At 70.4% G+C, this 10,278-nt stretch carries 12 protein-coding genes; 1 reads left to right on the forward strand and 11 read right to left on the reverse strand.

Features of this window, described 5'->3' with window-relative positions; genetic code table 11:
- Positions 1-96: 96 nt before the first annotated feature.
- On the reverse strand, positions 97-1,419 hold the full coding sequence (locus tag VHD82_RS14015) for an MFS transporter (RefSeq protein ID WP_325702399.1): 1,323 nt from the start codon (positions 1,417-1,419) through the stop codon (positions 97-99).
- Between the two features lie 64 nt (positions 1,420-1,483).
- Here VHD82_RS14015 and VHD82_RS14020 point away from each other — a divergent pair, with 64 nt between their 5' ends.
- Positions 1,484-2,236, forward strand: coding sequence for a metalloregulator ArsR/SmtB family transcription factor (locus VHD82_RS14020; protein ID WP_325702402.1), 753 nt, complete (start codon positions 1,484-1,486; stop codon positions 2,234-2,236).
- Here the strand turns inward: VHD82_RS14020 and VHD82_RS14025 are convergent.
- The 10 genes from VHD82_RS14025 to VHD82_RS14070 form a co-directional block, all read right to left on the reverse strand.
- A complete protein-coding gene (locus VHD82_RS14025) occupies positions 2,223-2,834 on the reverse strand; it encodes a hypothetical protein (protein WP_325702405.1) in 612 nt (203 codons plus the stop codon). The two genes, VHD82_RS14020 and VHD82_RS14025, sit on opposite strands and share 14 nt — an antisense overlap.
- Positions 2,835-2,934: 100 nt before the next feature.
- A complete protein-coding gene (locus tag VHD82_RS14030) occupies positions 2,935-3,777 on the reverse strand; it encodes a DivIVA domain-containing protein (RefSeq protein WP_325702408.1) in 843 nt (280 codons plus the stop codon).
- 51 nt (positions 3,778-3,828) lie between these two features.
- Positions 3,829-4,131 carry a YggT family protein gene (locus VHD82_RS14035; protein ID WP_414637506.1) on the reverse strand — a complete coding sequence of 101 codons (303 nt, stop codon included), beginning with the start codon at positions 4,129-4,131 and terminating at the stop codon, positions 3,829-3,831.
- A gap of 159 nt (positions 4,132-4,290) precedes the next feature.
- Entirely contained in the window at positions 4,291-4,878 is a 588-nt protein-coding gene (locus VHD82_RS14040) for a cell division protein SepF (protein WP_325702414.1), read from the reverse strand.
- Positions 4,879-4,944: 66 nt separating this feature from the next.
- The gene (locus VHD82_RS14045; RefSeq protein ID WP_325702417.1) at positions 4,945-5,658 is read right to left on the reverse strand and encodes a YggS family pyridoxal phosphate-dependent enzyme; all 714 of its coding nucleotides are present in this window, start codon (positions 5,656-5,658) and stop codon (positions 4,945-4,947) included.
- Positions 5,655-6,356, reverse strand: a complete 702-nt coding sequence (gene pgeF / locus VHD82_RS14050) for a peptidoglycan editing factor PgeF (RefSeq protein ID WP_325702420.1) — start codon at positions 6,354-6,356, stop codon at positions 5,655-5,657. The genes VHD82_RS14045 and pgeF overlap by 4 nt, the downstream gene beginning before the upstream one ends.
- A gap of 35 nt (positions 6,357-6,391) precedes the next feature.
- Positions 6,392-7,675, reverse strand: coding sequence for a cell division protein FtsZ (gene ftsZ / locus VHD82_RS14055; RefSeq protein WP_325702423.1), 1,284 nt, complete (start codon positions 7,673-7,675; stop codon positions 6,392-6,394).
- Positions 7,676-7,869: 194 nt separating this feature from the next.
- Entirely contained in the window at positions 7,870-8,379 is a 510-nt protein-coding gene (locus VHD82_RS14060) for a DinB family protein (protein ID WP_325702425.1), read from the reverse strand.
- Between the two features lie 21 nt (positions 8,380-8,400).
- The gene (locus tag VHD82_RS14065; RefSeq protein WP_325702428.1) at positions 8,401-9,408 is read right to left on the reverse strand and encodes a S1C family serine protease; all 1,008 of its coding nucleotides are present in this window, start codon (positions 9,406-9,408) and stop codon (positions 8,401-8,403) included.
- A gap of 55 nt (positions 9,409-9,463) precedes the next feature.
- On the reverse strand, positions 9,464-10,273 hold the full coding sequence (locus tag VHD82_RS14070) for a cell division protein FtsQ/DivIB (RefSeq protein WP_325702430.1): 810 nt from the start codon (positions 10,271-10,273) through the stop codon (positions 9,464-9,466).
- Positions 10,274-10,278 lie beyond the last annotated feature (5 nt).

Consider the following 10,278-nt stretch of genomic DNA (forward strand, 5'->3'; position numbering starts at 1 on the left):
CCCGATCGGAAGTAGGCGGATACGGGCCGCAGCCGATCCGCTCGCAGCGATCCGTTTCCGCCGTGGCTGTGATCGGATTGGTCATGAACAGCGCAGTCAGCGCACCGTGCCGGCGGTTATCCCGATGGCCATGATCCACAGCGCGGCCCCGAGCACCCCCACGGTGTGCAGGCCGGACACGAACGCCGCGTGGTCGCCCGGTTCCCCCACGATGGCCCCGAAAGCCGCCACGCCGATCGCCCCGAACGCCTGCCGCGCGGTGTTGTTGACCCCGCTGGCGATCCCGCCGCGATCGCCGGGCACCCCGCCCACCGCGGCGGCGACCACCGCCGCGGTCAGCAGGCCCATGCCTAGCCCGAGGCCGGACCAGGTGGGCAGCATCGTGAGGTAACCCGTGTCCGGGCCGACCCGCAGCAGGTTGACCAGCGCCACCGCGCCCAGCGCCAGTCCGGCGATCATCAGCGGCCGCGGCCCGTGGCGCCCGGCGAGCCTGCCGGTCAGGGGTGCCATCAGCGACAGCGGCACGAAGCCCGGCAGCAGCCGCCACGCGGCGGCCAGCGGCGAATAGCCGAGCACCTCCTGCAGGTACAGCGTGAGCACCAGGATCGTGCCCAGCCCGACGAGGTTCATCGCGCCCGCCACGAGGTTCGCGCCCGCGAACTGCCGCGACCGCAACAGTTCCGGCGGGAGCATCGGGTCGGCGCCCCGGCGTTCGACGAGGACGAAAGCGATCCCCGCCACCACGGCGACCGCGACGGCGGGCAGCACCCCTTGGATCACCGCGAAAACCAGTGCCGCCAAAGCGATCGCGGCGGTGCCGGCGCCCGCGAAGTCGATCCGCCGCGCCGCCCGCGCACCGCCCGCGGGCACGATCTTCAAGCACGCCACGAGTGCGAGCGCGGTGAGCGGGATGTTGATCCAGAACAGCACTCGCCAGCCCGCGGCGGTGATGAGCAGACCGCCCAGCAGCGGCCCGGCCGCGAGCGCCAGTGCCGAAACCCCGGCCCAGATTCCCAGCGCCCGCGCCTGTTCCCGCCGCTCGGGATAGACGGCGGTGATCACCGCGAGGGTGCCCGGCAGCAGCAAGGCGGCACCGAGCCCCTGCACCACGCGGAACGCGACGAGCACGGCCCCGCTCGGCGCGAGCGCGCAGCCGGCCGACGCCAGCCCGAACACCGCGAACCCGCTGAGCACGATCCGCCGGTGCCCGAGCACGTCGCCGATGGCCCCGCCCGCCAGCAGCAGCGAGGCCAGCACAACTGCGTAACCGTCCACAATCCATTGCTGCGTGGGCAAACCCGCGTGCAGCCGGGCCCCGATGGTCGGCAGGGCGACGTTGACCACGGTCACGTCGAGCTGCACCAGGAACATCCCCGCGCACATCGTGAGCAGTACCGCGCCCCGTGTCTTGGTCGGCATGAGCCCAGGAAATCGCGGAAACACTTCCAGTGGCGTGGAACCGTGCCGGGAGGACGATGGAAGCATGACCGGTGGAGACGTCGACATCGCGCACACGGCCGCGCTGTTCGCCGACCCGGCCCGGGTGCGAGTGCTCACGGCGCTGGGCGACGGACGTTCGCTCGCGGCTTCCGTCCTGGCCGGCGAGGCCGGGCTGTCCGCGCAGGGCACGAGCGCGCACCTGGCGAAGCTGCGGGAGGCCGGGCTTGTCACGGTGGAACGCTCGGGCCGGCACCGCTTCTACCGCCTGGCCGGCCCGCAGGTCGGCGAAGTCCTGGAGACGCTGGCGCGCCTCTCCCCCGCACAGCCGGTGAAATCGCTCAAGGCCGGCACCCGGGCACAGGCGTTGCGCTACGCGCGCACCTGCTACGACCACCTCGCCGGACGCCTCGGCGTGGCCGTCACGGCAGCGCTACTGGAGCACGGCGCGCTCGCCACCACCGATGGCGTACCGACGACGCAGCGGCGCGAGCAGGACAGCATCTCGAAACCACTGGCCACGCATCCCTACGAACTCGGGCCGAACGCGGCCGAGATCTTCGCGGCGCTGGACGTGGACCTGCCCGCCGCCCGACGGCGGAAACGGCCCCTGCTGCGGTTCTGCCTCGACTGGTCGGAACAACGGCACCACCTGGCAGGCGCGCTCGGTGCCGAACTCGCCACGGCCTTCGAGCGGCTCGGCTGGATCGAACCCCGCACCGCCGGTCACCGCGCGCTGCGGCTGACCGATACCGGGCACAAGGAGCTGGCAGAACGGCTGGATATCAGGACTTTGTGACGGCGCGGTGCTCGGCGGCGAGTTTCGCGTCGGGGGTGCAGCGCGCGCACGGCGTGAACCCGAGCTCGCGGGCTTCCTTCACCGCGATCGGGATGGTGTCGCGATCGGCGAGCCAGCCGCAGTCCGGCACGTGGTAACGCGGGTACTCGTCGACCACCACGACCTCGAGCTCCAGCGCGGAGACCACCTCGACGTCGGCCGGGGCGGACTCCTCCTCGGCGGGATCGCCCACAGGCTCCGGCTCGGTTTTCTCTTCCGCTTCGGCCACTTCGCCCGTGGCGGGCAGCAACGCCGTCGAATCGGCCGTGGCGGGCTCTTCCGCCACAACGGTTTCTCCGGTGTCCGTGTCCTCGGCAGGCTCCTCTTCGGACGCCTCGGCCCGCTCCTCGGCCGCCGGTTCGGCGGCGCCCAGTGTGTCCCCTACCTTGGCGGCACGCTTGCGCTTACGGCGGCGGCGCACGAAATCGGCGATCAGGAACAGCCCGGCGAGCACGGACAGGATGATCGAAACCCACGCCCACAGCGAGTTCGCCGTGATCAGCGCCGTGACCAGCAACCCCAGCGCGGCGAGGACCAGAAGAAGGACGATGTAGAGCACGGTGAATTACAACATAGCCGGACGGCGGCAGCCTGCCCGGGGACGGCCGGCCCCCGGTTTCCCGAGCGCCGGCCGCGCCGGAAGTCAGTGCACCGGAGGGTCAGCCGGCCTCGGCACGCGGGCCGAACGAGTAGCCCTGGTTGCCGCCGTTACCCGAACCCGAGCCGCTGGAACCGGACGAGGCCGACGCGGGTGCGGCCGAGCCGCGGTCGTCGAGCTCGCGCAGCTGGGACTCCAGGAACCCGCGCAGCCTCGTGCGGTACTCCCGCTCGATCGTGCGCAGCTCCTCGATCTTCTTGCCCAGCGCGGTCTTCTCGGTGTTCATGTTGTTCATGGTCTCGGTGTACTTGCGCTGGGCCTCGCGCTCCATCGACGTCGCCTTGTCACGCGCCTGCCGTTCCAGGGTCTCGGCCCGGGTCCGCGCGTCGTTCAGCATCGTCTCGGCGCGGGTGCGCGCCTCGTTCACCATCGAGTCCGACTTGGAACGGGCGTCCGAGAGCAACTGCTCGGACTTGGCCCGCGCCTCGGCCAGCATGCCGTCGGACTCGGTCTTGGCCTCGGCGGTGAGCCGGTCGGCCATCTCCTGCGCCAGCCCGAGGACCTTGGCGGCCTGCACGTTCGGCTCGCCGTTGTCGGTCATCGAATGGGCCTGGGTCTGCTCCACCGGCGACGGCGGGGGCACGGGCGCCAGCCGTCGCGACGTCTCCTGGGGACCAGGGCCGCCACCGGCACGGGCGGCGTCGAGGTCACCCCGCGCGGTTTCCAGCTCGGCATCGAGTTGCTCGACCTGCTGACGCAGCTCGTTGTTGTCCTCGATCAGCCGGGCCAGCTCGGTCTCCACCAGGTCGAGGAATGCATCCACCTCGTCCTCGTTGTAGCCCCGCTTGCCGATGGGTGGCTTGCTGAACGCAACGTTATGCACGTCAGCGGGGGTCAACGACATCAGATCACCTCACGCACTCCATGGCCTGCTCCGACATCCCGGGTTCCCCGATCACCCGGGATACGCCAGTTGCATCAGTATGAACACAACCAACAGCAGCACCATAATCGATAAGTCCAGTCCGACGCCGCCAATCCGCACCATCGGAATAATCCGGCGGACGAGCCGCACAGGCGGATCGGTCACCGTGTAGATGGTCTCCAGCGTCACCGCGACCCCGCCCGCCGGCCGCCACTCACGCGCGAACACGCGCACGAGTTCGGTCACGACACGCGCTGTGAGCAGCAGCCAGAAGACGAACAGCACGTAGTAGACGACGAGCCAGACCGCGTTCACAACACCACTCTGCCACATCCCCGAACGGCGCCACGCACCCGAGAGGACCGAAGTGTCCGGGTCGCGTGACCGTACTGTGATTTATCCAACGACGTCACTCGAAAGGAGTAATATTTCACCCACCGTAACCGGGCAATGACTCCTTTGTCAGCGCGGAGCGCTAACGGGCCACTCCACTCAGTGACGAAGGAACAGGCCGCCCTCGGCGATCCGCCGGCGGTCTTCGGCGGTCACCTCCACGTCCGGAGGCGACAGCAGGAAGACCTTGTTCGTGACCTTGTCCATCGAGCCCCGCAGCGCGAATGCCAGCCCGGCGGAGAAGTCCACCAGCCGCTTCGCGTCGGCGTTGTCGAGCTCGGTCAGGTTGATGATCACCGGCGTGCCCTCGCGGTACGCCTCACCGATGCCGCGTGCCTCCGCGTAACTGGTCGGATGCAGCGTGGTGATCCGGCTCAGCGGGTCCCGCTGGGTGACGCGAGGCGCCTCCGGCACCGGGCGCAGCCGCGCCACGGGCTCCGGCTGCCGGTCCACCGCCAGCGCGCCGTACGTCGAGGTTTCGCGGCGAGGCCGGGGTGCCGGTTCCTCGTCGTAGTCGGCCCGGTACCGTCGCCGGGAACGCGGCTCCTCCTCGAAGGAGTCGTAGGCGTCCTCGGCGTACTCCTGGCGGAATTCCTCGCCGCGGTCGTAGCCTTCGTAACCGTCGTAATCCTCGCTGTCGGCGGGGATCATGCCGAAGTAGGCCTTCAGCTTGTTCAGCGCACTCATGCCTCTCCCTGCCGCTCCCACACCTGGATCGCCCGGCCCTCCTGAAGCTCTTCCGGGTGATCCTCGCTAGGGCGAGGCTAAACCGCGTCCGCCGAGCAACGCGGTTCCGACACGCACACACGTCGAACCGTGGGTGATCGCGGTTTCCAGATCACCACTCATCCCCGCCGAGATCTCGGTGGCGCCCGGATGCCGTTTCCGCAGCCGCTCGGCCGCTCCGGCCAGGGTTTCGAACGCCGCGGCCGGGTCCGCGCCCAGCGGCGCCACGGCCATCAGCCCGCGCAGCCGAAGACCACCCGCACGGGCGACCCTGTCGGCGAGCTGTGCCAGCTCCGGCAACGGGCAGCCGCCACGACCGGGGTCGCCGTCGAGGCTCGCCTGCAGGAGCACGTCGAGCGGAACCTCCCGCTCGAGCGTCGCCTTGGCGAGCGCTTCGGCCAGCCGCAGCGAGTCCACGGACTGGACCTCGGCGGCCCAGGCCGCGACCGAGCGGGCCTTGTTGCGCTGCAGTCTGCCGACCATGTGCCAGCGCACCTTGGCATCCGGCCGCAGCCGCGCGACGTCAGCGGCCTTCGCGGCGGCTTCCTGGTCGCGGTTCTCCGCGAGATCGGTGAGGCCGAGATCGGTGAGCAGCGCGGCGTCTTCGGCCGGGAAGGTCTTGGTGACCGCCAAAAGCCGCACCTCGTCGCGCGCCCGTCCGGCGGCGGCGCAGGCACGCTCGACCCTGGCCTCCACCGCGGCCAGTGACTCCGCGAGCTGGGCCCTGCGCTCGTCGCTCATTCCGGCTCGACCCAGGTCAGTCCCGCGATGCGGCCGGTGCTGCCGTCGCGGCGGTAGGAGAAGAGAGTGCGGTCTTCGAACGTGCAGCGCGGGTCGACGCCGATCTTGCCGACGCCCGCGTCCGCGAGCTGCTGCCACAGCCCCGCGCGCAGGTCCAGGCCCGGCGTGCCCTTACGGGTGCGGCTCGCGCTGCCCGGGAGGTGCCGCTCGACGTCGCGGGCCATCTCGGGCGGGACCTCGTAGCACTCGCCGCAGATGGCGGGCCCGAGCAGGACCTCGATACGGCCGGGTTCGGCGCCCTGCTCCCGCATCACGCGCAGCGTCTCGGGAACGACACCGACCCGCGCGCCCACCCGGCCCGCGTGCACGGCGGCTACGACCCCGGCCTCGGGATCGCCCAGCAGCACCGGGACACAGTCGGCGACGAGCACGACCACGGCGACGCCGGGCGTGGCCGTCACCAACGCGTCGGTGGCTTCGGCGGGATGCTCCTCGGTGCCGTCGACGACCGCGACCGTGCGGCCGTGCACCTGTTCCATCCAGGCGAGCCGGTGCACACCCAGCTCGCTGCCCAGCCGCTTCCGGTTCGCGGCGACCGCCGCCGGATCGTCGCCGACGTGGTCACCGAGGTTGAACGATTCGAACGACCCCGCCGACACGCCGCCGGCGCGGGTCGTCACCACCCGCCTGACTCGCACCCGTCAACCCTTTCACATCCGCCGAAGGCGGAGGCTCAGCGGCGCATGAAGGGAGGAACGTCCACCTCGTCGTCGGACGGGTCGTCGGTCACCGGGACCGCGCGGTTGGGCAGCGAGCCCTGGCCGTTGCGCGGCGCCGGGTAGCTGCGGTTGCCGCCGCCGGGCTGCGGCAGCGAAGGCGACTGCGGCGTGTAGCCGGTGCTCGTCGACGGCGTCCGCGGCGGGGTCACCGGCGGGAAGGCGTTCGACGCGGGCGGCGGCTGGTTCCCCGAGGTCGGCGGGGCCGCGGGCGGGCGGACCTGCCCGGCCTCGGCCGAGACGGTGCTCGTGCGGCCACCGACCGCCGGCGGCTCGAGCTTCTTGTGCGTGGGCGTGCCGGAGTCGAACCCGGCCGCGATCACCGTCACGCGCACCTCGTCGCCGAGGGAGTCGTCGATGATCGTCCCGAAGATGATGTTGGCGTCCGGGTGCGCGGACTCCTGCACCAGCGACGCGGCTTCGTTGATCTCGAACAGACCGAGATCGGAGCCACCCGCGATGGACAGCAGCGCACCGTGCGCGCCCTCCATCGAGGCCTCCAGCAGCGGCGAGTTGATGGCCTTCTCGGCGGCCTGCACCGCCCGGCCTTCTCCTCTGGCGGAGCCGATGCCCATCAGGGCGCTGCCCGCCCCGGACATCACGCTCTTGACATCGGCGAAGTCCAGGTTGATCAGACCGGGGGTGGTGATCAGGTCGGTGATGCCCTGCACACCGGAGAGCAGCACCTCGTCGGCGGAGCGGAACGCGTCCATCAGGGACACGCCGATGTCACCGAGCTGCAGGAGCCGGTCGTTGGGGATCACGATCAGCGTGTCGCACTCGTTGCGCAGCGCCTGGATCCCGTCCTCGGCCTGCTTGCCGCGCCGCTTGCCCTCGAAGGTGAACGGGCGGGTGACCACGCCGATGGTCAGCGCGCCGAGCTTGCGCGCGATCGAGGCGACGACGGGCGCGCCACCGGTACCGGTGCCACCGCCTTCTCCGGCGGTCACGAAGACCATGTCGGCGCCCTTGATCACCTCCTCGATCTCCTCGCGGTGGTCCTCGGCGGCCTTGTGCCCCACCTCAGGGTTGGCCCCGGCGCCGAGGCCACGGGTCAGCTCGCGGCCGATGTCGAGTTTGACGTCGGCGTCGGACATCAGCAGTGCCTGCGCGTCGGTGTTCACCGCAATGAACTCGACACCTTTGAGGCCGACCTCGATCATGCGGTTGACGGCGTTGACACCGCCTCCGCCGATGCCGACGACCTTGATCACCGCGAGGTAGTTGTGCGGGGGCGTCATCGGGTCCGCCTTCCTGATCGTGAGTACTCGTACCGCTCGCCGGGAATTCGCAAAACCCTGAACCTGAACTCCAGGGTTAGAGTTATGTCAACTCCCCGGCTTGTTGCAGGACGGTAGGGATCAGGAACGCCGGAATCCAGCAGCCACGCCGCGTGTCGGGCGAACCTTTTCGCCACAACACTTTCGCGCGCTTCTCACTCCCCGGTCAAGCCATCGGTCAGTTCTCGCAACAGATCCAGATGACCTGCGTGCCGGGCGGTCTCCTCGATCATGTGGATCAACACCCAGCGAAGGTTGATCGACGAGTCCCCTTTGAACGCCACGCTTGCCTCCAGTTCGAGCTTCGCGGTGATCTCGCGTGAGTCCGCGCACTGGTGTTCGTATTCGGCGAGCAGTTCGGACATCGGTTTCTCCAGCGCCACACGGAATTCCGCATCCGGGTCCTGCTCGAGCCGTTCGCGCCACGGATCGGGATGTCCACTGAGGACGACACCGAACCAGTACTGCTCGACCAGCGCCAGGTGCGCCACCAGCCCGGCGATCGTGGTCAGCTCGCTGGGCACGTGCCGTCGCCGGGCCTGCTCGTCGGTCAGGCCGGAGCATTTCCAGAGCACGGTCGCCCGCTGATAGTCCAGGAAATCGGTGAGCTGCTCGCGTTCCCCACCGTCGTATGCCGGTTCCCGCCGCGCGGGCTCGTCCCTCATACCGGGAACTCTGCCCGATGCCTACTGACTGAACGCGGGGCGGTCGATGAGGGTCAGTGCCGCCCGGGTGTCCTGGCCATCGGGGCGGTGGAAGGTCACCGTGACGGTGTCGCCGGGGTTGCGGCGCCGCAGCTGCACGAGGAAATCCTCGGGCGTGGCCACCGTCGCGTCGTCCACCGCCGTGACCACGTCGCCGGGACGCAGGCCGGCGTTCGCGGCCGGGCCACCCGGGGTGACCGCGATGGCGATCACGCCGTCCGCGCGGGGCAGGTGCAGCTGCGCCGCGATCTGCGGGGTGAGCTGCGCCGGTTCCAGCCCCGCGAAGGCGTGCCTTGCGCGACCGGTGTTCTTCAGCTGCTCGGCGACGTCGACGGCGGTCGCGGCGGGAATGGCGAACCCGAGCGAAACCGCGCCGGCCTGCGGCGGGATATAGGCCTCACTGATCCCGACCACCTCACCGGCGGCGTCGAACACCGCTCCCCCACTGTTGCCGGGGCTGATCGCCGCGTCCGTCTGAACCAGGTCGATCAGCGCCTGACTTTCCGCCGCACTGCCCGGAATTTCCCGGTGCAGCCCGGAAACCACCCCGGCTGTCACACTGTTCTCGAATCCGAGCGGGCTGCCGATCACGATCAGCAGATCACCGAGCCCGGGCAGCTCCGGCTGGAACTTCGCCACCGGCAGCCCCGTGCGGGCCACCTGCACCAGCGCCAGATCGGTCACCGCGTCGACCGCGCGCACCGTGCCGTCGACACGCTGGCCGTCGGCGAAAGCGACCTGCACCGTCGGCGCACCGCGGACGACGTGTTCGTTGGTGAGGATCAGCCCATCGGCGGCGTAGACGACACCGCTGCCGTTACCGCCGTTCGTCAGGATCTTCACAACGCTGGGCAGCGCCCGCGCGGACACGGCCGAAACGGCCTGGGTTCCGGCCACGGCCTGCTGGGCGGGAGCGGGGGAACCGGTGCACGCCGCCAGGCCCAGCAGCAGGGCGGCGGCCAGGCCGAAGCGCCAGACCACAGTGGACACCCGGGCAAGTTAGCCGCCGCGCGCGGCCGCGTCGTCACCCCTTGCGGGCGAGATGTCAGGAGACCGTGGGCAGTTCCGGGCTCGAGACGTCGTAGATCTTCCCGTCGCGGGTGAGCAGCACCGCCAGCACCTTCATCTTGCGGTCCGGCTCGTCGGCGTTGCCCCAGCGGACCACCTTGCCGTTGGCCAGGGTGAACTCCACGCCACCGGCGGTCTGCGCGCGGACGGAGGTGAGCTGGTCCTTCAGCGACTGCGGCAGCGAGCCGAGCACCGCCACCACCGACTTCGTCACCGCGTCGTCCGGGCCGACGTGCGCGAGCGTGAGCTCCGGCAGTTTCGCCGGTTTGTTCTGCACCGTCTTGTAGTCCAGCCCGGTGGAGTCGACCAGGTGAAAACCCCCGCTGCCGGCAAAGAATCCGATCGCCGTCCGCTCGGTCACGGTGATCTCGATCGTCGAGGGCCAGGACCGGGACACGTCCACCGAAGCCACCCCGGGCAGCTCCTGCACGCGGCTCACGATCGCGTCGGTGTCGACCAGCATCATCGGCTTCTGATCGGGCACCTGCGCGGCCGCGCGGATCTGGTCGGCCGGCACGGTCGAGGCGCCCAGCACCTCCACCGAGCGCACGCCCAGCAACGAGGTGAAGAAGATCAGGTACCCCAGCGCCAGCACGGTGATGACACTCAGGAGCGCCACCCACCGGCGGCGTAAAGCCTTGCGGCGGCTGACCCCGCTGCCGGTCCGCTGACGTGCGGTCAGCGGACGGCGGCCCCGCCTGCTGCGGACCGCCGCACCGGTGGTGCGCCGCGCCGCGGGACGACGGCGCTGCGTGGTCTGCCGAGTCGACGCCCTCCCGTCGCCCACCGCCG

Origin of the sequence: Amycolatopsis sp., from assembly GCF_035546795.1 — a bacterium.
Taxonomy (GTDB): Bacteria; Actinomycetota; Actinomycetes; order Mycobacteriales; family Pseudonocardiaceae; genus Amycolatopsis_E.